The organism is Pseudomonas sp. 05N431 (genome assembly GCF_056397005.1).
In genome coordinates this window covers 285831-309120 of the sequence record NZ_JBFTMN010000005.1, presented here as the reverse complement: position 1 = coordinate 309120, position 23290 = coordinate 285831, and the positions used below count along the sequence as shown (strand labels likewise).

The window sequence follows — 23290 nt, the reverse complement described above, 5'->3', positions numbered from 1 at the left end:
TGCAAATTTTGTTGGGAGTTTCGTAAATGGCAGTTGCCTCCGGCGCCTATAAGAAAGCCCTCGAGGGCGACCAGACACCGAAACAGGTGCTGGTCAAAATCGACCGGGTCACGAAGAAGTTCGACGAGACGATTGCCGTGGACGATGTGTCCCTGGAAATCAGGAAAGGCGAGATCTTCGCCTTGCTCGGCGGTTCGGGATCGGGCAAATCGACCTTGCTGCGCATGCTTGCAGGTTTCGAACGGCCCACGGAGGGGCGCATTTTCCTCGACGGCGTGGACATCACCGAGATGCCGCCGTACGAGCGGCCGATCAACATGATGTTCCAGTCCTACGCCTTGTTCCCGCACATGACCGTGGCGCAGAACATCGCTTTCGGCCTGAAGCAGGACAAGATCCCGGCGGCTGAAGTCGACGCCCGTGTGACCGAAATGCTCAAGCTGGTGCAGATGAGCCAGTACGCCAAGCGCAAGCCGCACCAGCTCTCCGGTGGTCAGCGTCAGCGTGTGGCGCTGGCCCGTTCCCTGGCCAAGCGGCCCAAGCTATTGCTGCTCGACGAGCCGATGGGCGCGCTGGACAAGAAATTGCGTTCGCAGATGCAGCTCGAACTGGTGGAAATCATCGAGCGCGTCGGCGTGACCTGCGTCATGGTGACCCACGATCAGGAAGAGGCCATGACCATGGCCGAGCGTATCGCGATCATGCACCTGGGCTGGATCGCGCAGATCGGCAGCCCGATCGACATCTACGAAACCCCGACCAGCCGCCTGGTCTGTGAGTTCATCGGCAACGTCAACATCTTCGAAGGTGAAGTGGTGGACGACGCCGAGGGTCATGCGCTGATTACCTGCAAGGACCTGGACCGCAACATCTACGTCGGCCACGGCATCAGCACCTCGGTGCAAGACAAGTCGGTGACCTACGCGATTCGCCCGGAAAAATTGCTGGTCACGGCAGAAATGCCGACCTGCGAGCACAACTGGTCGAGCGGCAAGGTGCACGACATCGCCTACCTCGGTGGCCACTCGGTGTTCTACGTCGAACTGCCGAGCGGCAAGATCGTGCAGTCGTTCGTCGCCAACGCCGAACGTCGAGGCCAGCGCCCTACCTGGGGCGATCAGGTTTACGTCTGGTGGGAAGATGACAGCGGCGTGGTACTGCGCTCATGAACACGCAAAAGCTCACGCGCCGACTCAGTCGAATAATTCCCGCAGGTCGTCATCTGGTCATCGGGGTTCCGTTTATCTGGCTGTTCATGTTCTTCATGTTGCCGTTCTTCATCGTCCTGAAGATCAGCTTCGCCGAAGCCGACGTGGCCATTCCGCCGTACACCGAGATCTACAGCTACGTCGATCAGAAGGTCCAGTTGCTGCTGAATCTGGGCAACTACACGATGCTGGGCGGCGACGAGTTGTACATCGCTGCCTACCTCGGCTCGCTGAAGATGGCGTTTTTCAGCACCCTTCTCTGTTTGCTGATCGGCTACCCGATGGCCTACGCCATCGCCAGTGCACGCAAAGAGATGCAAACGGTGCTGGTGCTGCTGATCATGATGCCGACCTGGACCGCCATCCTGATCCGCGTGTACGCGTGGATGGGCATCCTCAGCAACAACGGCCTGCTCAACGGCTTCCTGATGTCGATGGGCTGGATCAACGAGCCGCTGCAGATCCTCAATACCAACCTGGCGGTCTATATCGGTGTGGTCTATTCGTACCTGCCGTTCATGATCCTGCCGCTCTATGCCAACCTCGTGAAGCACGACACCAGCTTGCTGGAGGCTGCTTCGGACCTGGGTTCGAGTACCTTCAACAGCTTCTGGAAGATCACCGTTCCGTTGTCAAAAAACGGCATCATCGCCGGCTGCATGCTGGTGTTCATCCCGGTGGTCGGTGAGTTCGTGATCCCGGAACTGCTTGGCGGTCCGGAAACCCTGATGATCGGTAAAGTGCTCTGGCAAGAGTTCTTCAACAACCGTGACTGGCCGGTGGCGTCTGCCCTGGCGGTAGTGATGCTGGCGATCCTGATTGTGCCGATCATCCTGTTCAACCGCAGTCAGGCCAAGGAAATGGAGGGTAAAGAATGAAGCGCTTCCGTTTCTCCAGCCTGATGCTGGTGCTCGGCCTGTTGTTCATCTACCTGCCGATGCTGATCCTGGTGATCTACTCGTTCAACGCCTCGAAACTGGTGACAGTCTGGGGCGGCTGGTCGGTGAAATGGTACGTCGGCCTGCTGGACAACACTCAACTGATGGGCTCGGTGGTGCGCTCGCTGGAAATCGCCTGCTACACCGCGATTGCCGCCGTAGCACTGGGGACGCTGGCTGCTTTCGTGCTGACCCGCGTCACCCGCTTCAAGGGCCGCACGCTGTTCGGCGGCCTGGTCACCGCGCCACTGGTGATGCCCGAAGTGATTACCGGTCTGTCGCTGTTGCTGCTGTTCGTGGCGATGGCGCAGATGATCGGCTGGCCACAGGAGCGTGGCCTGGTGACCATCTGGATCGCCCACACCACGTTCTGCGCCGCTTATGTGGCGGTGGTGGTCTCGGCGCGCCTGCGTGAGCTGGACCTGTCCATCGAAGAGGCGGCCATGGACCTCGGCGCACGGCCGTGGAAGGTGTTCTTCCTGATCACCATCCCGATGATCGCGCCGTCGCTGGCTGCGGGCGGCATGATGTCGTTTGCCCTGTCGCTGGATGACCTGGTGCTGGCGAGCTTCGTCTCCGGACCGGGTTCCACGACCTTGCCGATGGAAGTGTTCTCGGCCGTGCGTCTGGGCGTGAAGCCCGAGATCAACGCCGTGGCCAGCCTGATTCTGCTGGCTGTTTCGATCGTCACGTTCATGGTCTGGTTCTTCAGCCGTCGTGCTGAAGAAAGTCGCAAACGTGCGATCCAGCAAGCTATCGAAGAGGGCGCTGCGGACTCCTGGAAACAACCGGACGTACGCCGCGCGCAGGCGCCGGAAGCGGCTTAACCCCGGCAGTCCCTGTGGGAGCGAGCTTGCTCGCGATAGCATCGCCTCGGTTTTCTGTTGAACCGAGTTGCCTGCATCGCGAGCAAGCTCGCTCCCACACTAATTCACGCCACCCAAGGGGATCGGCGAATCACGTCTACGAAGTTCATCGGTTTGAACCCCGGCTCCTGATCCGCCAGCACATCGGTCTTCACGTTGCCAAAGGTGGTGTGCGGGCGATGGCGCAGGCCGTCGGCAAAGGCGCAGATGATGCACTCCTTGAAACCTTCCCCCCGTGGATGCGCATGCACCACCGCTTCACGCTGCACGGTTGAGAATGCCGCGTAGTCCACTCCCAACACGTCCATTTCCACACCAGCGGTCACCAGCGCCACGGTCGGCCGCAGATGTTTGGGTATACCCGGCGTGGTGTGCAGGGCGATCGACAGCCAGACCTGTTCGATATCGTCATCGCTCAACCCGTACGGCTTGAGGAAGGCTGCGGCAGCGTTTGCCCCGTCGACTTCGAAGCGTTCGCCAGTGCTGCGATGACCCTCCACCAAGCCCAGGTCATGGAACATCGCGCCGACGTACAGCAGCTCCGGATCGTAGGCCAGTTCCTGGCGTTCGCCGCTCAAGGCACCGAACAGAAACACCCGGCGAGAGTGGTGGTAAAGCAGGTCGGACTCGATGTCGCGGATGTAGTCGGTGGTGGCGCGGGCGAGGGCGCTGTCGGGAATTTTGATGCCGGCGATGCTGCTGCTCATGGTAGTTACCTTGTGGGGAACGCCGTGGCGGCGCTGATGTATCCAGTCTGTTCGCGCCTCCTGAAGCGAACAATCGACACGCGGCTACGATCCCGGCCAATCAGCGTGCAATTCGTGCCAGTTCGCTTCTTGGCCATGGATTGGCTAGGGTGTGAGTCAGATTTCCGAACGATCTCAGGCCTGTAGCAGCTGTCGAGCTTGCGAGGCTGCGTTCGGCTGCGCAGCAGTCGTGAAATCAGTCGCAGCGGTCTTTCAAGAGGAATGCGTGCACAGCGTTTACGACTGCTGCGCAGCCGAACGCAGCCTTCGGCAGCTGCTACGGATCCTGTGATGGCCGACATTCATATCAATGCCATTGAAGGCGTTTCGTCCCATGAGTAAATCCGTTGCCATCGTGGTGTTTTCTGGCGTCCAGTCGCTGGATGTCTCCGGTCCCATGGATGTGTTTTCCGAGGCCAATCGATTCCTTGCACCGAAGGATCACTATCAACTGCACGTCATCGGCCTCGAGCGCGGTGTGATGCCGTGCTCGAACGGTCTGGCGCTGCACGCCCATCGGCATTTCAGCGAGGCGCTGGAGGCTTACGATTTGCTGTTGGTGGCCGGCGGGCCGCAGTTGCCGTTCGAGGATTTCGGCGCAGCGTTTCATGGTTGGTTACGCGAGGCGTGTGTGCGTTCGCAACGTTTCGGTTCGATCTGCAACGGTGCCTTCATACTGGCCCGCGCCGGGCTGCTTGAGGGGCGTACGGTGACCACGCACTGGAGCGATGCCGCCGCGTTGGCGGCGTTGTGTCCGTCGACCCGGGTCGAAGCCGATCGGCTCTACGTCGAGGATGCTGAGCTGTTCACCTCGGCGGGCGTGACGGCGGGGATCGATCTGTCGCTGTACTTGCTCGCCAGGGATCACGGCCCGCAAGTGGCCTTGAGTGTGGCCAAGCGCTTGGTGGTGTTCACTCAGCGCTCCGGCGGGCAATCGCAGTTCAGCCCGTTTCTGACGCCGCACGCCGAAGCGAAATCCCCTGTGGCGAGGGTTCAGCATTACGTGTTGGCCAACCTGACCGGTGATTTGGGCATCGCCGACCTTGCGACTGCGGCCAACATGAGCGCGCGTAACTTCTCTCGGGTGTTCGCCCGAGAAGCCGGAATCACTCCGGCGGAGTTCGTTGAGCAGGCGCGGGTGGACGCCGCCCGGGTGATGCTCGAAAGCTCTCGGGCACCGCTCAAGACAGTCGCCTACCAATGCGGTTTTCGTGATGCCCAGCACATGCGCAGCGTGTTCAACCGACGGCTGGGCGTGACGCCGCAGCAGTTTCGGCTGAATTTTGCGACGATGGTTTGAGCGTTGTTGTGGCGAGGGAGCTTGCTCCCTCGCCACAGGGGTTGGTGTCAGCCTTTCAAGGTGTCATGCGCTTCAAGTGCTCGCAGCGAGAAGACGTACGCTGCGCCGGCATTCAGCGAAATTGCGGTGGCCAGGGTGGCGGCGATTTCTTCGCGGGTGGCACCGGCCTTGATCGCTGCATCAGTGTGTACACCGATGCAGCCATCGCAACGAGTGGTGATCGCGACGGCGATGGAAATCAGCTCACGGGTCTTGGCGTCGAGCACGTCATTTTCAGCGGCAGCTTCATCCAGCGCCATAAAGGCCTTGACCATTTTCGGGTTGCTCTTGCCCAGTGCGCCGAAGGCTTTCTGGATGGTGGGCAGCAGTTCGGACCAGTTATTGAACATTGCATTCACTCCTGAGCAGGTTGGGATGTACGGCGTGCGACACGTACAGTTTTGACCACTCGGGCGGTTTGCGTTTGCCCGATCCGCTTAGTTGTTTATCCAGTCGTCGCAAAGGAACTCGATCAGCAAGAAGTTCAAGCAAATCTACGGCGAAGCGCCGGGAAGATTGCTGCGATGGATTTAAATCTGTGTTGTCTGTCAGGGCCTCATCGCGAGCAAGCTCGCTCCCACAATTGATTTGCTTCGTACACAAAAGCTGTGTCCGCTGAAGATCTAATGTGGGAGCGAGCTTGCTCGCGATGATGGCAGCCCTGCCAACAAAAATCTCAACCTACTGCGCCACCCGCGCCGGCAACAGCTTCAAGGTGCTGCGGGTATTGGCCGTGACTTCTTCCTCGTTGAAATGCGCCTCCTGGTAGACACCTTCGATATAGGCTTCGGCCTGGTCATCGTAGTGTGAATCGAACGGCACGCCGCTTTGGCCGACCGGGTTGATGGTCAGGCCGTGCGCCGGGTCGGCGAAGTCGATGATCCGGCGGGTCGACGGGCCGTAAGTCACAGGCCATGGTGCCGGGCCGATTTTTGCCGAGAGGTTGTTCGGCACTTCGTGGCTGCCGGGGGCCTCGAACGGGCCGACGTTGAAGATTCGATCCAGCGGCTTTTGCATGCCCAGCGGATGGCCGTGGGTCAGGGTGTGGGCGTCGCCCCATAGCCATTGCGCCGGGTCAGGGCCGAGGGTGGTTTTCAGGTGGGCGATACTGGCCTGCCACGCGGCTTTGACGATGTCGGCGCGGGTTTCCTTTCCGAGTGTGTTGCGGTTGTCCCACCACGGCGAGTTCGGGGAGGCGGCCAGTCGGGGCAATGCGGCATCGATCACGCGGGTCGAGAGCAGGGTCTCGAAAAAGCTGTCGCCGAGTTCGTCGTGCAGTGCGCCATCGGCAAGGTTGAACAGGAACTGGTTGAACAGTGTGGCGCTGGTGGAGTTCACCGGGTAATCGCCTTTCCACTTGGCCAGTTGCTCCACTAGTTGCAGCTCTTGCGGGTCACTGACCACTTCACGCAGTACTGGCAACAGCGGCGCCAGCAGGCGAGGGCCGTAGTCGGTGGTGGTGCCCAGTTGCAGTTTCTGGCTGGCGTCGATGTTCCACTTCACGTTCTTGTCGCTGAGCTGGCGATTGAGCTGCTGACCGCGATCCGGCAGGTTGTAGTAGCCAGGGATCTCCATGCCAGTCGGCGAAACCGGCTGGAAATTGGCCGAGACGATGTAGCCGCGCGCCGGGTTTTCTTCCTGCGGGTTGGCGCTGAACGGGTAGAAACCTTCCTTGTCCGCCTGATTGGTGCTGCCGTCGAGTATGAACCACGGTTTGACCCCGGCCGGACGTTTGGGCAGTTGTGCCGCCGCCCACCAGCCAATGTCACCCTTGGCATTGGCCCAGACGATGTTCAGCCCCGGTGCATGCACCTTGGTTGCCGCAGCGCGGGCCTTGGCCAGGGTGTCGGCACGATTGAGCTGGTAGAAGCCTTCGAGGATCGGGTTCTGGGTTTCGAGGAACGCCCACCACATGGCGATCGGCGTCTTGCCGGCGCTGGCACCGAGCACGTCGTTGATGATCGGACCGTGGGGCGATTGACGCAGCATCAATGTGACCGCCGCCTGACCCTTCACGGCAATCTGCTGCTCGGTGTTGACCATGTCGACCCACTTGCCGTGATACCAGACCTGGTTGGCGTTGTCCGGGTTGACCTTCTCGGCGACCAGGTCGAGGTCGTCGTTCTGGAACATGGTCAGGCTCCAGCCGAAGTCCAGGTTGTGGCCGAGGAAAGCAAAAGGCACCAGGACCTGATGGTGGCCATAGAGCTCGAAACCCGGCGCCGACAGTTGCGCTTCGTACCACACCGACGGTGTCGAAAAACGAATGTGCGGATCACCGGCCAGCAGCGGTTTGCCACTTTGGGTGCGAGTACCGGAAATCACCCAGGCGTTACTGCCCTCGAATTGTGGCAGGCCGTTGTCGGCCAACGCTTGCTCACTCAGGCGTGCAATGGCGTTGAGGTCTTTCCAGTCAGCGGCGGAGAGTACCGGGACTTTGCTGGACTGACGTTTGGCCAGCACGCCTTTGGGCTGCCAATCGAGGTCGAAGATATTCAGGTAATCGCTGCCCAGTTGATCGCGCACATAGGTCAGCAACGGTTCGGTGCGAAACGCCGCGGCAAAGCTGTAGGCCATGTAGCCGGCGACGCTGACGGTGTCCTCGGCGGTGAACGCGCGTTTGCGGATGCCCAGTACGTCAAACTCTATCGGCGCTGCGTGGGTGTCCTGATACTGGTTTATCCCGTCCAGATAGGCTTGCAGCGCCTTCCACGCCGCAGACTGGCGGTCGAGTGCGGCCACGTAGCTCTCGGCGCGCTCGCGGATGCGCAGGCTGCGGAACAGTTTGTCGGTGTCGATCAGTTTTGGCCCGAGGACTTCGGCCAGCTCGCCACGGGCCAGGCGGCGCATGGCTTCCATCTGGAACAGCCGGTCCTGGGCATGCACATAACCGAGGGCACGATAGAGGTCGGTTTCGTTCTCGGCACGAATATGCGGCACGCCGCGTTCGTCGTAGCGCACCGTCACCGAGCCTTGCAGGCGTTGCAATTCCACCTGGCCCTGACGCGTCGGTTGCTTGCTGTACACATACCAGCCACCGCCCGCCGCGAGGACGACGAGTAACAGGGCCAGTAGGGTCAGAACGCGTTTCATGGTGACTCCTTGTGCTTTCGAAATTGCCGCCGTCTAAGGCTGCAAACATTTAGCACAGAGCCTCTGTGCCGAGCATTACCTTCCTTGAAAAGTCCGGAATGCCTTAGTGAGTTTCATCCGTCTTCGCCCATGGACAATAGCAGCCCACCGCGAGGGTATGCGTGGCGCTCACCGGGCGGTCTTCGCTCAGCGCTTGCAGGATCGGTTCGATAAAGCTGTTGCTGGAATTGCAGGTCAGGCCTTCGCTGTAGGGCCCGAAATACGCCAGTTTGCCGCTACGGTCCCAGATCGCGACCGCCGGGCTGGCGGGGATTTGTTCGGAGCCTGGCAGGGCGTCGAGGGTTTTCAGTCGGCTCAAGGTGCCGGGTAACTGACCCTGACTGCCGGGCTTTTGGACGGCATAAAACTCGACGCCTTGCGGCACAAAGTGCTCAAGCAGTTCGGCCAGGTGCTGTTGATTGCCGACGTTGCACGGGCAGGCCGGGTCCCAGAAATGCACGACGCGAATCGGGCCGGGGCCCGCGAGATTGGCGGGCAGGCTCAACGGATCGCCGGAAAACACCGCCGTGTGTGAGCTGAACGCCCGCAGGTAGCGTCCCTGAAACCAGTCATAGGCGGCCCACAGCACGCCGGCGCACACGAGGGCGAGCAGACTGGCAAGCAGTGTCGTGCGGTAGTGCGGGCGCATACGGAACCATCCTCGAAGGTCGCGTAGCTTGCCATGCTTGCCGCGACAGATGAATATCGCAGGCCCATAAAGTCTGTTTTGCGCTCCGCGCTTTGCCTGGAAGCCCGTGATGCCTGCCACCTTCAACCCCGATCATCTGCGTGCCAGCCTGCGGCCCTTGGCCGAGGCGCAGCCGTTGTCGGACGAAGCCTTGGCCTATCAGCATTTCTATGGGCTGGATTTCCCGCAGCGCAGCGTGCCGGTCAAGCGCGGGCTCGGCAGTTTCAAGGTTGGCGGCTATCAGTTGGTCAGCCAGGTCTGGTGGCCGCAGCGGGCGGTGGCGACGATGTTCGTGTTCCACGGTTTCTACGATCACATGGGCCTGTACCGGCATGTGATCGAATGGGCGCTGGATCAGGGGTTCGCGGTGATTGCCTGTGATTTGCCGGGGCATGGGTTGTCGAGCGGCGAACGCGCGAGCATCGAGGATTTCGCCGAGTATCAGGCGGCGCTGCAAGGGCTGTTCGGTGAGGCGCGGTCGCTGGACCTGCCGCAACCATGGCACCTGTGCGGGCAGAGTACGGGTGGTGCGATTGTCATCGATCATGTGTTGAACGCTGGCGCAGACAGCCCTGCGCAAGGGCAGGTGGTATTGCTTGCACCACTGGTACGGCCGCGCTCCTGGGGCTGGTCGCACTTCAGCTATTACCTGATGAGGCCTTTCGTCAAAGGCATTGCCCGGCGCTTCAGCGAGAACACCAACGACCCGGCGTTCTTGCCATTCCTGCAAGCCGATCCGCTACAGCCGCTGCGTTTACCAACCGCCTGGGTCGGAGCGCTGGCGCGGTGGATCAAGCGTATCGAAGCGGCTCCGCGCAGCAGTCGTCGGCCACTGATCGTCCAGGGGCAGGCGGACATGACGGTGGATTGGGAGCACAACCTTGAAGTGTTGGGGGGCAAGTTCGACCGGCCGCAGGTGTTGAAACTGCCCGAGGCCCGCCATCATCTGGCGAATGAAATCCCGGCATTGCGCCAGGAGTATTTCGGGTTTTTGACCAAGCGGATCAAAGGGCGGAATCTCTAGCGACTGTTGGGGCCCCATCGCGAGCAAGCTCGCTCCCACATTTGATCAGCGTTGCCCACACGATCTTGTGATCGACACAGAGCTACTGTGGGAGCGAGCTTGCTCGCGATGGCGATCTTCCAGACGCTGAAGCTTACTGGCTGAGGCTCGAGGTGCTTTGCCCCACCGCCAGTCCCGCCCGAATCGCTGCCAACGCCGCCCGGTAATAGGCCTTGCCTTCAGAGGACTCGGCAAACGTGGCGAACTCCTCCAGTTCGTCATCCGACAGGTCGCGATAGACATACAGCAACGTGTTGTTCAAGTCGGAGCCGATCTGATCCATCAAGCGCTGACGCTGGCCGTCCAGCATGCCTTGGGCCTGACCGCCGCCGAGCAGGCCGGGGATCATCTGGCTCAGGCTGTCGGCCGCTACGCCGGCAATCGCCAGGCTGACTTCGGCTCCGGCTTCGCGCGCCGGCAGGGCCTGGGCCAAATGGCCAATGATCAACTGACGGGTGTCACTGGCTTCGATTTTCGGCAGGCCCTTGGCGTTCTTCGCCAACTGGTCGCGGCGGGTCGCCAACAGTTCGGCGGCGATGATCTTGCGCCCCAGTGGCGACTGGAAAAACGCCAGTGCAGGTTTCGGATCTGCAAGGTTCTTGCGCAGTTGTGCTTCGGCTCGCCGGTCCATGGACTGCGGGGCGAAGCGCCGATTGCTGTTGTCGACCAGAGCCTGAAACACCGCGGGCGGCAGGCTGCTTTGGTAACGTTGCTGGGCGGCAGTGAGGGCATCGTTAAAATGCGCGCGTTGGTCTGGCCAACCGGCGACCTTGTATAACTGGTCGTGGCCGTCTGCCCAGGCGGGCAAAGTGCAGAGCATCAACAGTGAAAAAAGCAAACGGCGCATAAGGACTCCTGTCAGCAGGCGACTATTCTCCGGGGCCGGACACAGGTTGTCGAGAATTCGTATCAGGTTCGTCAGCTTATCCGACGATCCTCCGCTACACGGCTCTGTCGGATTTTCTGGCGCAGGAATACTATGCGCGCCATGCAAATACCCTCTGATCACCCGCTGCTGTTACGTATCGTCGACGACCTGGCTACACACGGCTGGTCGCAGCAGAATATTTTCCTGCCTCTGGGTCTGACCCAGGAACTGGCGGCTGAGTGCCGTAAACGTGCAGCCGAAGGTGAACTGGCGCCAGCGGCAGTGGGGCGCGGGCCTTTCTCGGAGATTCGCGAAGGCATTCGTGGCGACCATATTCAGTGGCTTGAGCCCGGGCAAGACGATGCCTGCGACAGCTATCTGGGTTTGATGGACAGCCTGCGGGAGGCGATGAACCGTGGGTTGTTTCTCGGTCTTGAGGATTTCGAGAGCCATTTCGCGCTGTATCCGCCAGGCGCGTTCTACCGCAAGCACGTCGACCGCTTTCGCGACGACGACCGGCGCATGGTGTCGGCGGTCATCTACCTCAATGACGCCTGGCTGCCGGAGCATGGCGGCCAGTTGCGGATGTACCTGAAGGAGGGCAGAGAGCAAGATGTGGTGCCCACCGGCGGTTGTCTGGTGGTGTTCCTGTCGGGCGAGGTGCCCCATGAAGTCCTGCCCGCGACCCGCGAGCGCCTGTCATTGACGGGCTGGTTTCGCCGGCGCGGCAACGAGCCATTCTGATCATGCAGAAAATTCTGGTGAGTCGTTGTCTGCTGGGCCACCGCGTGCGTTACGACGGTGGGGCCAGCGGGCCGTTCAATCAGCTGGAACAGTGGATCGCCGAAGGTCGGGTGATCCCCTTGTGCCCGGAAGTCGCCGGCGGTTTGCCAACACCTCGGGCCGCGGCCGAAATTCCGGGTGGGCAGGGCGTTCAAGTGCTCGACGGTACTGCGCGGGTGATGACGACTGAGGGCGAGGACGTCAGCGCCGAGTTTCTCTCGGGCGCCCATCAGGCGCTGGAACTGGTTCGAAAACACGCCATTCGCATCGCCGTGCTCAAGGCCAATAGCCCGTCCTGCGGCAATCGGCTGACCTATGACGGGACCTTCAGCGGGGTCAAAGTCAGCGGCGAGGGCGTCACTGCAGCCTTGTTGACCCGTAATGGGGTGAAGGTATTCAGCGAGCTGGAGTTGACCGAGGCGGCGCTCGCATTGGCTGCACTCATCCAACAGTCTTCACATAACTAATGTGGGAGCGAGCTTGCTCGCGATGAAGGCATCACATTCAATAATGATGTTGACTGTCAGGCCGCTATCGCGAGCAAGCTCGCTCCCACATTGGATCTCCATTGGATTACGGTTTCGGTGGTTGGCTCGCGTCCATGCCGAACCATTTCTCCGACAGCGCCATCAATCGGCCGTCCGCCTTGATCCGTTGCAGGGCCCGATCGAGGCTGGCCTGGAATGCCGGGTTACCTTTCTGAAAAGGAATCGCCAGGCTCAGGGTCGGACCGACCTCGGCACCTTCTTTCACCGGTAGACGACTGTCGCGGATGGCGTAGGGGATCAGCAATCGATCGCTGATGGCTGCGTCGATCTGCTTTTCTGCCACATCCTTGAGCGGCTGCTGCGCGTCGGGATAGCTGCGCAGGTCAATGCCTTCAACGCCGCGCGCCTGTTCAACGAATTGACTGCCTTGCGCCACACCCAGGGCCTGGCCCTTGAGCGCCAGCAAAGTGCCGAGTGGGCGTTGTTCTTCCTGGCGCACGATCAATTGTGCGCTTGAATAACTATAAGGTTCGCTGAAGTCGAAACGATCCTTGAGCTCGGGAGTCAGTGCTATGTGGTTGATGGCGACGTCGTACTTGCCACTCTCGACCCCCGGCAACAGATCGGTCGAATCGGTGACCACGAAGTCGGCGCGCACATCCAGTTCGTTGGCCAGCAGTTGGCCCAGTTCGACTTCAAAGCCGCTGAGCTTGCCGTCTTCCTTGAAATTGAAGGGAGGAGTGTTGGCTTCAAGCGCAATGCGCAACTCGCCGCGGTCGTTTACATCGTCGATCAGTTCAGCGTGAGCAAAAGGGCTCACAAGGGGCAGCAACAGTATCAGGCCAGGCAGAAAGCGCATGGTCACTCCTTGAATTCATTATGTGCGGCGCGCTGTTTCGGTGCGCTTTGCTATGGTGTTGAGGTGCTTCGACAACGAATTGCTACGAAGTTGTCACAACCGTAAAGATTAAGTTCAAAACTGGAGAAAAGAATGAAAACCTTTATGTCACGAGCAGTTCTCGCCGGTCTGATGCTCAGCGCTTCGATGCTGGCGAGCGCCGCGGACGTCCCCCGCACCAAGGCCCCTGCGGGTGCGAAGGTGTTTATCGTCTCTCCGGCGGAAGGTGCGACCGTGGACAAAACCTTCAAGGTCAGATTTGCGGTTGAGGGCATTGCCCTGGCCCCAGCCGGCGACCAGACCGCACACACCGGTCACCATCACCTGTTGATCGACGTCGACAAATTGCCGGCCGAGAACATGCCGATCCCGGCGGACGCCAACCACCTGCATTTCGGCAAGGCCCAGACCGAAACCGACGTGACCCTGACACCGGGCAAGCACACCTTGCAACTGGAGCTGGGCGACAAGAACCACGTGCCGTTCGATCCGCCGATCGTCTCGAAAAAAATCACCGTGACTGTAAAGTAGGTTTTTTCCAGTGACTGGCCCTGAAACAGGGTTGCACCTGTTTCAGCCCAACGCCCGGTGCATCGCATCGGGCGTTTTGTATAAGAAGGCGCCGTTTTAAACTTTAAACCGACAGGCGGTCGTAAAACCTGTCAGATCTGACAGTAGCCGGTGTCAGGAATAGGGCGCCTAATTTCCAGCAGGTCCACAAGGTCTCCTCCTGTTATTGAAGAAGGACCGCCAGCAATGTCTGTTCGGGGGGGCATCAATTCAATTGCGATGGAGAGTGTGAAATGACTGCTAAGGAAAACCTGATTGAATTTCCAGCACCTACGGCACCTGTTTTTCAAACCGGCGACGGCAAATGGGTAGTGAACTGTAAAAGTTTGAGGGTTGTTGGAACAAATCGGTGGTTGGATGTGACCGTCCCTATCGAAGGTAAGTTCATGCCAAAGGGCACCGATGTCATGGTGCATTCAGTTGGTATCGATGCTTCCGGGCAACAAGAAATCCCAGGTACCCAGTTCTTTGAAGAGTACAGGGTCACTGGCCAAGAGGCGGGTGGGCATTTCGAGGTGCAGGTACCGTACGAGCCCTTTATCAAAAAAATTCAGCCACCGCAGAATTCTGGCCTACGCTCTGGACATGTCAGGATCTGGTACGCCTTCAAGATAAATGGCAATCCGATCAAGTCTCATGAGTTTTTTCATGAAGTGAGGTTGCTCGATTCTACTGGTCGTTACTGCGAAGGAACGCCAACATAGTTGTTTATCTTGCCCCGAAACAGCTGCAAGCCTGTTCAGGGCGGGACAGCAGACATAAAAAAGGGAGACCCGAGGGTCTCCCTTTTTCATTGGCGCTTGAGCGTTAGAACAGCACGCGGCAACGGATGGTGCCTTTGATGTGTTGCAGCTTCTCTTGCGCCAGGTCCGAGTATTCGGCGTCGACGTCGATCACGACGTAGCCGACTTTCTCGTTGGTCTGCAGGAACTGACCGGAAATGTTGATACCGTTTTCGGCGAAGACCTTGTTGATCTCGCTGAGTACACCCGGAATGTTTTCGTGGATGTGCAGCAGACGGTGCTTGCCAGGGTGAGCCGGCAGGGCCACTTCAGGGAAGTTCACGGACGATACCGACGTACCGTTGTCGCTGTACTTGACCAGTTTCTCTGCCACTTCCAGACCGATGTTGGCCTGTGCTTCGGCGGTGGAGCCGCCGATGTGCGGGGTCAGGATCACGTTGTCCAGGCCACGCAGCGGGCTTTCGAACTCTTCGTCGTTGGAGCGTGGCTCCACCGGGAATACGTCGATGGCGGCGCCGATCAGGTGCTTGTCCTTGATCGCGTCCGCCAGGGCGTCCAGTTCGACCACAGTACCGCGAGCGGCGTTGATCAGGATGCCGCCTTTCTTGATGGCGCGGATTTCCTTCTCGCCCATCATCCACTGGGTAGCGGCGGTTTCCGGTACGTGCAGCGAGACGATGTCGGACATCGCCAGCAACTCGTGCAGATTGCCGACCTGAGTGGCGTTACCCAGTGGCAGCTTGGTAATGGTGTCGTAGAAGTACACCTGCATGCCCAGGCCTTCAGCCAGAACCGACAGTTGAGTACCGATCGAGCCATAACCGACGATACCCAGCTTCTTGCCGCGGATTTCGAAAGAGTTGGCCGCGCTCTTGATCCAGCCGCCACGGTGGCAGGATGCGTTCTTCTCAGGAATGCCGCGCAGCAGCAGGATCGCTTCAGCCAGCACCAGCTCGGCCACCGAACGGGTGTTGGAGTACGGTGCGTTGAAGACAGCGATGCCGCGTTCGCGAGCAGCGTTGAGGTCGACCTGGTTGGTGCCAATGCAGAAACAGCCAACAGCTACCAGTTTCTTCGCGTGATCGAAGATTTCTTCAGTCAGTTGAGTGCGGGAGCGAATGCCGATGAAGTGCGCATCAGCGATCTTTTCCTTCAGCTGGGCTTCCGGCAGAGAACCTGTCAGGTACTCGATGCTGGTGTAGCCCGCCGCCTTGAGGACGTCGACAGCCGATTGGTGGACGCCTTCGAGAAGAAGGAACTTGATCTTGCTCTTATCGAGAGAAGTCTTGCTCATCTGCGTAAACCTGTGTCCCGGAGAAAAATGGCAGGGAATCGGACAGCGTGAGCTGACCCGGACGGCAGGAAAGCCGTCACCGCAGAACAGCCTTTGGGCACTATCCTGCGGGGGCGGTATGCTAGCATATGCACCCCGCAAACACTCATTCCTGCGACGTGAAGCGTACTCAGGATGACCATGAATTGTTCGAGAGTTCTGTCGATGACCAATCCCGCCCTGATTGAAGAGCTGAAGACCCTGGTTGAGCCTGGCAAGGTGCTGACCGATGCCGACTCCCTGAATGCTTACGGTAAGGATTGGACCAAGCATTTCGCCCCGGCCCCGACGGCCATCGTGTTTCCCAAGACCACCGAGCAGGTCCAGGCCATCGTCCGTTGGGCGAATGAGCACAAGATTGCGCTGGTGCCGTCGGGCGGACGCACCGGGCTGTCCGCTGCTGCCGTGGCGGCGAATGGCGAAGTGGTGGTTTCCTTCGACTATATGAACCAGATCCTCGACGTGAACCTGACCGACCGTACTGCGGTCTGCCAGCCAGGCGTGGTCACTGAACAACTGCAAAATCGTGCCGAAGAGCACGGTTTGTACTATCCGGTGGACTTCGCTTCCGCAGGTTCGAGCCAGATTGGCGGCAATATCGGCACCAATGCCGGCGGGATCAAGGTTATTCGCTACGGCATGACCCGTAACTGGGTTGCCGGCATGAAAGTCGTGACCGGCAAGGGCGACCTGCTGGAACTGAACCGCGACCTGATCAAGAACGCCACCGGCTACGACATGCGCCAGCTGTTCATCGGCGCCGAAGGTACCTTGGGTTTTGTGGTCGAAGCGACCATGCGCCTTGATCGCGCCCCGAAAAACCTCACCGCGATGGTCCTCGGCACTGCCGATTTCGACTCGATCATGCCGGTGCTGCACGCGTTCCAGAGCAAGCTCGACCTGACCGCGTTCGAATTTTTCTCCGACAAGGCCCTGGCCAAAGTCCTCGCGCGCGGCGATGTGCCGGCGCCGTTCGAATCCGATTGCCCGTTCTACGCGCTGCTGGAATTCGAAGCGACCACCGAAGAAGTGGCCAACCATGCGCTGGAAACCTTCGAGCACTGCGTCGAAGAAGGCTGGGTGCTGGATGGCGTGATGAGCCAGAGCGAATCGCAACTGCAAAACCTCTGGAAGCTGCGCGAATACATCTCCGAGACCATTTCCCACTGGACGCCGTACAAGAACGACATTTCGGTCACTGTGTCGAAAGTCCCGGCATTCCTGAAAGAAATCGACGCGATCGTCGGTGAACACTACCCGGATTTCGAAATCGTCTGGTTCGGCCACATCGGCGACGGCAACCTGCACTTGAACATCCTCAAGCCAGAGAACCTCAGCAAGGACGAGTTCTTCGCCAAGTGCGCGACCGTCAACAAGTGGGTGTTCGAAACCGTCGAGAAGTACAACGGCTCGATCTCCGCCGAGCACGGCGTGGGCATGACCAAGCGTGATTACTTGACCTACAGCCGTTCGCCGGTTGAGATCGAGTACATGAAAGCGGTCAAGGCGGTGTTCGATCCGAACGGCATCATGAACCCGGGCAAGATCTTCGCTGTTTGAAGTCGCTGTCCCTGATGAATCAATAAGGCAGGAGTCGGTAATGAGCTATCAGCACCAGTATGTCGACGGTACACGTATTCATTTCCCGGTCGGGAAAGTGGTGTGCATCGGGCGTAACTACGCCGAACACGCCAAGGAACTGGATAACCCGGTGCCGACCGAGCCGCTGTTGTTCATCAAGCCGGGCAGTTGCGTGGTCGCGCTGGAAGGTGGTTTTGCGATTCCGACCGAGCGTGGCTCGGTGCATTACGAGGCAGAAATCGCGGTGCTGATCGGCAAACCATTGTCGACCACGCCGAGCCGCGAAGAAGTGCTGGACGCGATCTCCGGGTTCGCACCGGGGCTGGACCTGACCTTGCGCGACAAGCAGGCCGAGCTGAAAGCCAAAGGCCTGCCATGGGAAATCGCCAAGTCGTTCGACGGCGCCTGCGTGCTGGCGCCGTTCGTGGTCAGCAGCGAGTTCCCGGACCTGACCGACATCGGCATCCGCCTGACCATCAACGGTGAAGTTCGCCAGGACGGCAACAGCAGCTTGATGCTCAACCCGATCGTGCCAATGATCCAGCACATGGCAGGCTGCTTCTCGCTGCAAGCCGGTGACGTGATCATGACCGGCACTCCAGCTGGCGTCGGACCGCTGAACGTTGGCGATGAACTGGTGCTGGAACTGCCGGGCGCCGGCAGCTTCAAGAGCAGTGTTCGCTAAACCGCAAAACCTGGTCCTGATCGTGCTCTTCGCCGCAGTCGTGGCGTTGGGCGCGGCCGGGCAACATTATCGTTTGTTCGAGCGTGGCTGGTTCAACCTGCAAGCCTGGTTGCATCCGGCCGACGGCCAGTCCATGGCACTCAACGATTACCAGGTGGTTGTCGAGGCGAAGGTCATTGACGGGCTGAGCGCTGACGTTTCGGCGCTGACTTTCGATCCGGTGCGCAACAGCCTGTTCACCGTGACCAATAAAAAACCCGAGCTGATCGAGTTGTCCCTCGATGGACGAATCCTGCGCCGCGTGACGCTGATCGGGTTTGGCGACCCGGAAGCGGTGGAGTTCATCAGTGCTGATACCTATGTGATCGCCGATGAATATCAGCAGCGCTTGATCAAGATTCATCTGAAGGATGAAACGACGTTTCTGGATGCTGCGGAAGCCGAGCAGTTGGCCCTTGGCGTGCACATGAGCAGCAATAAGGGCTTTGAAGGCCTGGCCTACGATTCGGTGGGCAAGCGGTTGTTCGTCGCCAAGGAACGCGACCCGATGCTGATCTACGAAGTGCAGGGCTTCCCGCATTACAATCCCGAGAAGTCCTATGCGGTGCACGTGGTCAACAACCCCAAGCGCGATGCCGGGCTGTTCGTGCGCGACCTGTCGAGCCTGCAATATGACAAGCGCAGCGGCCATTTGCTGGCGCTGTCGGATGAGTCGCATCTGGTGCTGGAACTGGATATCGACGGTAGGCCGTTAAGCACGATGTCACTGAACATTGGGCGTCAGGGTTTACAGAAGACGGTGCCACAAGCGGAGGGGATCGCCATGGACGGCAGCGGCACGATGTACCTGGTCAGCGAGCCAAACCTGTTTTATGTCTTCAAAAAGCCACAGCCCTGACAAACACCGCAAAACCAATGTGGGAGCGGGCTTGCTCGCGAAGGGGCCATCACATTCAACATCATCGTTGACTGTTACACCGCTTTCGCGAGCAAGCCCGCTCCCACAGGTTTTGTGTTTGCCTTACTCGGCGCGCAGGGTCTTCACGCCTTCGCTCGTGCCCAGCAACAACAAGTCTGCCGGACGGGCAGCGAACAGGCCGTTGGTGACCACGCCGACGATGGCGTTGATTTGAGTCTCGAGCTCGACCGGGTTGGTGATCTGCATGTTGAACACGTCGAGGATGATGTTGCCGTTGTCGGTCAGTACGCCTTCACGGTAAACCGGATCGCCGCCCAGTTTCACCAGCTCGCGGGCCACGTGGCTGCGGGCCATCGGGATCACTTCGACCGGCAATGGGAAAGCGCCCAGGACCGGCACCAGTTTGCTGGCGTCGGCGATGCAGATGAACGTCTTGGCCACGGCTGCAACGATCTTCTCGCGGGTCAGGGCTGCGCCACCGCCCTTGATCAGGTTCAGGTGCTCGTCGCTTTCATCGGCGCCATCGACATAGAACTCCAGGTCGCTGACGGTGTTGAGCTCATACACCGGAATCCCGTGGGCCTTGAGGCGCGCGGCGGTGGCTTCGGAGCTGGCAACCGCGCCGTCGAACGCGCCCTTGTGCAGGGCCAGTGCGTCGATGAAGCAGTTGGCGGTGGAGCCGGTGCCGACCCCGACGATGCTCTTGTCGTCGAGTTTTGGAAGGATGAAATCGACGGCGGCCTGAGCCACTGCCTGTTTGAGTTGATCCTGGGTCATGCGGGCTCCGAGGTGCCAAAGGGGAACGAAAGGCCTAATGCCTGTCAGTTAAGGCACAAACCTGTGGGAGCGAGCTTGCTCGCGATGACGGCATAACATTCAACATCAATGTTGACTGATCCACCGCTATCGCGAGCAAGCTCGCTCTCACATGGATTGCGCTTAACTGACTGGCATTGGAACGAAAGGCCCGCATTATAGCTCCATGCCTGGCTAAATCCTCTGGATTCGTGTGGTCGCCCGAGCAAAAGCCGGGTTAGACTCCTTGGCCCTGCCCAACCCGCTCAGTGATGCTTTCCGATGCTCGAACAGTACGTCAAAAAGATCCTCACCTCGCGCGTTTATGACGTTGCCGTAGAAACCCCATTGCAGACTGCTCGCCAGCTCTCCGAGCGGCTGGGCAACAAGATCTGGCTCAAGCGCGAAGACTTGCAGCCGGTGTTCTCGTTCAAGATTCGCGGCGCTTACAACAAGCTGACCCAATTGAGCGATGAAGAGCGCGCCCGTGGCGTGGTCACAGCCTCCGCAGGTAACCATGCGCAGGGCCTGGCGCTCGCGGCCAAGGTGTTGGGCGTGAAAGCGACCATCGTCATGCCCAAGACCACCCCTGAGATCAAGGTCGAAGGCGTGCGTTCACGCGGCGGCAAAGTGGTGCTGCACGGGGATTCCTTCCCGGAAGCCCTGGCCTATTCGCTGAAACTGGTCGACGAAAAGGGTTACGTCTACATCCACCCTTACGATGATCCGCACACCATTGCCGGGCAGGGTACCGTGGCGATGGAGATTCTGCGCCAGCACCCGGGCCCGCTCGATGCGATTTTCGTCCCGGTGGGCGGTGGCGGCCTGATCGCCGGGATCGCCGCGTACGTGAAGTACCTGCGGCCCGAGATCAAGATCATCGGCGTCGAGCCGGACGACTCCAACTGCCTGCAGGCGGCCATGGCGGCCGGTGAGCGCGTGGTTCTGCCGACCGTCGGGCTCTTTGCCGATGGCGTGGCAGTGGCGCAGATCGGCCAGCACACCTTCGATATCTGCAAGGATTACGTCGATGAAGTGATCACTGTCAGCACTGACGAGATCTGTGCGGCGATCAAGGATATCTACGACGATACCCGCTCGATCACCGAGCCTGCCGGTGCTTTGGGCGTAGCGGGGATCAAGAAGTACGTCGAGTTGCGCGGTGTAACCGGGCAGACCCTGGTGGCCATCGATTCCGGCGCCAACGTCAACTTCGATCGCCTGCGCCACGTTGCTGAACGCGCCGAGCTGGGTGAGGGCCGCGAAGCGATCATCGCCGTGACCATCCCGGAGAAACCGGGCAGCTTCAAGGCGTTCTGCGAAGCGATCGGCAAACGCCAGATCACCGAATTCAACTACCGCTACAACACCGGCAGCGAAGCGCACATCTTTGTTGGCGTGCAGACGCACCCGGAAAACGATCCACGCAGTGCGCTGCTCACCAGTCTGACCGAGCAGGGCTTCCCGGTGCTCGACCTGACCGACAACGAACTGGCCAAGTTGCACATTCGCCACATGGTGGGCGGTCGTGCGGCGCAGGTCGTCGATGAAGTGGTGTTGCGCTTCGAGTTCCCGGAGCGTCCGGGAGCCTTGTTCAACTTTCTCAACAAGCTCGGCGGGCGCTGGAATATCTCGATGTTCCACTACCGCAACCACGGCGCGGCCGATGGTCGGGTGGTCGCCGGTCTGCAAGTGCCGCATGAAGAGCGTCATCTGGTGCCGGCGGCACTGGCGGAAATCGGTTACCCGTATTGGGATGAGAGCGACAACCCGGCGTATAAGCTGTTCCTCGGCTGAGCGTCTACGCTGATGGTCAGTCCATAAGGAAAACGAACAATGGAAACGTTAACCGCCCTGAAAATGGCGCATGTCCTGGCAACAGTGTTGTTGCTGGTCGGTGCGCTGGGCCTGGCGATCTGGGTCTGGCACACGCGGCGTAACGGCGATGTGACGGCGCACGCGCGCACCTTGCAGCGCCCATGGGTGTTTGTCTGGTTGGTGATGGGCCTGGCCTTGCTGAGCATGCCGTTCACCGGATGGTGGATGGTGCACCTGGTGGGCTGGCCGCTGGGGCAGATGTGGATTCTGGCTTCCAGCGTGACCTACACAGCCGGTGCGCTGGCGATGTTCTGGCTGCTGGTGCGGCTTAACAAGCTGCGTACTGAGCCGGGTGGCAATGGCAAGTTTACGTTTGCCTTGGCAGTGTTCAGCTTTGTTTGCTTTATCGCGATTGCCGGGTTGATGGGCGCTAAACCGGTTTAAGGCTTGAAACCGAGTCGACCCCATCGCGAGCAAGCTCGCTCCCACAGGGGATTTGCGTCGATCACAGATCCAGTGTGGGAGCGAGCTTGCTCGCGATGGCGATTTCAGTCACGCAACGACATGATCGGCCAGCCACGCTTCTGTGCCTCGGCCCGCAAGTTCGGGTCCGGGTCCACGGCCACCGGGTTTGCCACTTCCTCCAGAAGGGCCAGGTCATTCATCGAATCGCTATAGAAGTAGCTGTCTTCGAGCGACATACCGGTCTCTTCCAGCCAACGATTCAAGCGTGTCACCTTGCCTTCACGGAAGCACGGTACGTCAGTGCTGCGTCCGGTGTAGCGGCCGTCGACCATTTCGCATTCGGTGGCAATCAGGGTTTCGACACCCAGGCGCTGGGCAATCGGCCCGGTGACAAAACGGTTGGTGGCGGTGATGATCACCAGTTTGTCGCCGGCAGCCCGGTGCCTGGCCAACAACTCGAGTCCCTTGGACAATACGATCGGTTCGATGCAGTCGCGCATGTAGTCGCGGTGCCATTCGTCCAGCAGGGTCATCTCGGTCCGACCGAGGATTTCCAGGCAAAAGTTCAGGTACTCGGCCTGGTCCAGCTTGCCGGCCAGGTAGTCCTGGTAGAACTCATCGTTGCGCGTTTTGTAGGCGACGGCGTCGAGCAAGCCGCGTTCGCACAGGTAATCGCCCCATGCGTGATCGCTGTCGCCGCCCAAAAGTGTGTTGTCCAAGTCGAATAAAGCCAGACGCATTTGCAGTTACTCGCTGAAAAGTCTGTAAAAAGGCCTCCAGAATACGGTCTTTTCACAAGAGTGCACATAAGGTAGGAAGCTTCGTTGCCGCCTTCACGACCTTTGTGGAACAATGCGACGACATGCGTTTGCGAGGTTGTTGCCGTGATCGACCCCGATGGTTTCCGCCCCAATGTCGGGATCATTCTCACGAATGATGCCGGCCAGGTGCTATGGGCTCGCCGTATCAATCAAGATGCCTGGCAGTTTCCTCAAGGTGGTATCAACCCTCAGGAGACGCCCGAAGACGCCTTGTACCGCGAGTTGAACGAAGAAGTGGGTCTGGAGCGCGAAGATGTTGAAATTCTCGCCTGCACCCGGGGCTGGTTGCGCTATCGTTTGCCGCAACGCCTGGTCAGAACGCACAGCCAACCGCTGTGCATCGGCCAGAAACAGAAGTGGTTTCTCCTGCGCCTGGTCTCCAACGAGCAGCGGGTGCGGATGGATTTGACCGGTAAACCGGAGTTCGATGGCTGGCGCTGGGTCAGTTATTGGTATCCGTTGGGCCAGGTGGTGACATTCAAGCGCGAGGTTTATCGCCGCGCTCTCAAAGAGCTTGCCCCGCGCCTTTTAGCGCGCGACTGA

At 59.7% G+C, this 23290-nt stretch carries 24 protein-coding genes; 15 read left to right on the top strand and 9 right to left on the bottom strand.

Annotated elements, in window-relative coordinates; translation table 11 throughout:
• Positions 1-26 precede the first annotated feature (26 nt).
• The 3 genes from AC1DIG_RS12195 to AC1DIG_RS12185 are packed head-to-tail and all read left to right on the top strand — an operon-like array spanning position 27 to position 2973.
• Positions 27-1169, top strand: coding sequence for an ABC transporter ATP-binding protein (locus AC1DIG_RS12195; protein ID WP_123580981.1), 1143 nt, complete (start codon positions 27-29; stop codon positions 1167-1169).
• 35 nt (positions 1170-1204) lie between these two features.
• Positions 1205-2086: an ABC transporter permease subunit gene (locus tag AC1DIG_RS12190; RefSeq protein ID WP_477767575.1), complete on the top strand. Its 882-nt coding sequence runs from the start codon at positions 1205-1207 to the stop codon at positions 2084-2086.
• Positions 2083-2973: an ABC transporter permease subunit gene (locus AC1DIG_RS12185; protein ID WP_019694147.1), complete on the top strand. Its 891-nt coding sequence runs from the start codon at positions 2083-2085 to the stop codon at positions 2971-2973. Before AC1DIG_RS12190 ends, AC1DIG_RS12185 begins: the two co-directional genes overlap by 4 nt.
• Before the next feature lie 104 nt (positions 2974-3077).
• Here AC1DIG_RS12185 and AC1DIG_RS12180 read toward each other — a convergent pair whose 3' ends face one another.
• Positions 3078-3719, bottom strand: a complete 642-nt coding sequence (locus tag AC1DIG_RS12180; RefSeq protein ID WP_477767513.1) for an HD domain-containing protein — start codon at positions 3717-3719, stop codon at positions 3078-3080.
• A gap of 373 nt (positions 3720-4092) precedes the next feature.
• On the opposite strand from AC1DIG_RS12180, the gene AC1DIG_RS12175 reads away from it, so the two are divergent.
• Positions 4093-5058, top strand: a complete 966-nt coding sequence (locus AC1DIG_RS12175) for a GlxA family transcriptional regulator (protein ID WP_477767512.1) — start codon at positions 4093-4095, stop codon at positions 5056-5058.
• A 47-nt stretch (positions 5059-5105) separates the two neighbouring features.
• Here the strand turns inward: AC1DIG_RS12175 and AC1DIG_RS12170 are convergent, their stop codons facing one another.
• The 3 genes from AC1DIG_RS12170 to AC1DIG_RS12160 all read right to left on the bottom strand — a co-directional run bounded on the left by AC1DIG_RS12170 (position 5106) and on the right by AC1DIG_RS12160 (position 8878).
• A complete protein-coding gene (locus tag AC1DIG_RS12170) occupies positions 5106-5447 on the bottom strand; it encodes a carboxymuconolactone decarboxylase family protein (protein WP_477767511.1) in 342 nt (113 codons plus the stop codon).
• 331 nt (positions 5448-5778) lie between these two features.
• On the bottom strand, positions 5779-8190 hold the full coding sequence (locus AC1DIG_RS12165) for a penicillin acylase family protein (RefSeq protein WP_477767510.1): 2412 nt from the start codon (positions 8188-8190) through the stop codon (positions 5779-5781).
• 103 nt (positions 8191-8293) lie between these two features.
• Positions 8294-8878, bottom strand: coding sequence for a DUF6436 domain-containing protein (locus AC1DIG_RS12160; protein WP_477767509.1), 585 nt, complete (start codon positions 8876-8878; stop codon positions 8294-8296).
• A gap of 109 nt (positions 8879-8987) precedes the next feature.
• Here AC1DIG_RS12160 and bipL point away from each other — a divergent pair, with 109 nt between their 5' ends.
• Entirely contained in the window at positions 8988-9941 is a 954-nt protein-coding gene (bipL, locus tag AC1DIG_RS12155) for a phospholipase BipL (protein WP_477767508.1), read from the top strand.
• 133 nt (positions 9942-10074) lie between these two features.
• Here bipL and AC1DIG_RS12150 read toward each other — a convergent pair whose 3' ends face one another.
• Positions 10075-10827 (bottom strand): DUF2059 domain-containing protein, encoded by a 753-nt coding sequence (locus AC1DIG_RS12150; protein WP_477767507.1) that lies wholly within the window; start codon positions 10825-10827, stop codon positions 10075-10077.
• 132 nt (positions 10828-10959) lie between these two features.
• Between AC1DIG_RS12150 and AC1DIG_RS12145 the strand changes: the two genes are divergently transcribed.
• Together AC1DIG_RS12145 and AC1DIG_RS12140 are read left to right on the top strand one after the other, a co-directional pair.
• Positions 10960-11592: a 2OG-Fe(II) oxygenase gene (locus AC1DIG_RS12145; protein WP_477767506.1), complete on the top strand. Its 633-nt coding sequence runs from the start codon at positions 10960-10962 to the stop codon at positions 11590-11592.
• A 2-nt stretch (positions 11593-11594) separates the two neighbouring features.
• Positions 11595-12098 (top strand): 2-thiouracil desulfurase family protein, encoded by a 504-nt coding sequence (locus AC1DIG_RS12140; protein WP_477767505.1) that lies wholly within the window; start codon positions 11595-11597, stop codon positions 12096-12098.
• Between the two features lie 106 nt (positions 12099-12204).
• Here the strand turns inward: AC1DIG_RS12140 and AC1DIG_RS12135 are convergent, their stop codons facing one another.
• Positions 12205-12978: a transporter substrate-binding domain-containing protein gene (locus AC1DIG_RS12135; protein ID WP_477767504.1), complete on the bottom strand. Its 774-nt coding sequence runs from the start codon at positions 12976-12978 to the stop codon at positions 12205-12207.
• A 132-nt stretch (positions 12979-13110) separates the two neighbouring features.
• Here AC1DIG_RS12135 and AC1DIG_RS12130 point away from each other — a divergent pair, with 132 nt between their 5' ends.
• Entirely contained in the window at positions 13111-13548 is a 438-nt protein-coding gene (locus AC1DIG_RS12130; RefSeq protein WP_477767503.1) for a DUF4399 domain-containing protein, read from the top strand.
• A gap of 272 nt (positions 13549-13820) precedes the next feature.
• Positions 13821-14291: a hypothetical protein gene (locus AC1DIG_RS12125; protein ID WP_477767502.1), complete on the top strand. Its 471-nt coding sequence runs from the start codon at positions 13821-13823 to the stop codon at positions 14289-14291.
• A gap of 103 nt (positions 14292-14394) precedes the next feature.
• Here the strand turns inward: AC1DIG_RS12125 and serA are convergent, their stop codons facing one another.
• Positions 14395-15624, bottom strand: coding sequence for a phosphoglycerate dehydrogenase (gene serA / locus AC1DIG_RS12120; RefSeq protein WP_477767501.1), 1230 nt, complete (start codon positions 15622-15624; stop codon positions 14395-14397).
• Between the two features lie 204 nt (positions 15625-15828).
• On the opposite strand from serA, the gene AC1DIG_RS12115 reads away from it, so the two are divergent.
• The 3 genes from AC1DIG_RS12115 to AC1DIG_RS12105 are packed head-to-tail and all read left to right on the top strand — an operon-like array spanning position 15829 to position 18827.
• A complete protein-coding gene (locus tag AC1DIG_RS12115; protein ID WP_477767500.1) occupies positions 15829-17223 on the top strand; it encodes an FAD-binding oxidoreductase in 1395 nt (464 codons plus the stop codon).
• A 40-nt stretch (positions 17224-17263) separates the two neighbouring features.
• Entirely contained in the window at positions 17264-17929 is a 666-nt protein-coding gene (locus AC1DIG_RS12110; RefSeq protein ID WP_477767499.1) for a fumarylacetoacetate hydrolase family protein, read from the top strand.
• Complete coding sequence (locus tag AC1DIG_RS12105; protein WP_477767498.1) at positions 17874-18827, top strand: SdiA-regulated domain-containing protein; 954 nt, start codon at positions 17874-17876, stop codon at positions 18825-18827. The genes AC1DIG_RS12110 and AC1DIG_RS12105 overlap by 56 nt, the downstream gene beginning before the upstream one ends.
• 123 nt (positions 18828-18950) lie before the next feature.
• Here the strand turns inward: AC1DIG_RS12105 and rpiA are convergent, their stop codons facing one another.
• Entirely contained in the window at positions 18951-19625 is a 675-nt protein-coding gene (rpiA, locus tag AC1DIG_RS12100; protein WP_477767497.1) for a ribose-5-phosphate isomerase RpiA, read from the bottom strand.
• A gap of 300 nt (positions 19626-19925) precedes the next feature.
• Between rpiA and ilvA the strand changes: the two genes are divergently transcribed.
• Both ilvA and AC1DIG_RS12090 read left to right on the top strand, forming a co-directional pair.
• On the top strand, positions 19926-21440 hold the full coding sequence (ilvA, locus tag AC1DIG_RS12095; RefSeq protein ID WP_477767496.1) for a threonine ammonia-lyase, biosynthetic: 1515 nt from the start codon (positions 19926-19928) through the stop codon (positions 21438-21440).
• A gap of 39 nt (positions 21441-21479) precedes the next feature.
• Positions 21480-21905 carry a DUF2269 family protein gene (locus AC1DIG_RS12090; protein ID WP_477767495.1) on the top strand — a complete coding sequence of 142 codons (426 nt, stop codon included), beginning with the start codon at positions 21480-21482 and terminating at the stop codon, positions 21903-21905.
• A 104-nt stretch (positions 21906-22009) separates the two neighbouring features.
• Here AC1DIG_RS12090 and AC1DIG_RS12085 read toward each other — a convergent pair whose 3' ends face one another.
• Complete coding sequence (locus tag AC1DIG_RS12085) at positions 22010-22666, bottom strand: histidinol-phosphatase (RefSeq protein ID WP_477767494.1); 657 nt, start codon at positions 22664-22666, stop codon at positions 22010-22012.
• Positions 22667-22810: 144 nt separating this feature from the next.
• Here AC1DIG_RS12085 and AC1DIG_RS12080 point away from each other — a divergent pair, with 144 nt between their 5' ends.
• Positions 22811-23290, top strand: a complete 480-nt coding sequence (locus tag AC1DIG_RS12080; RefSeq protein ID WP_008064982.1) for an RNA pyrophosphohydrolase — start codon at positions 22811-22813, stop codon at positions 23288-23290.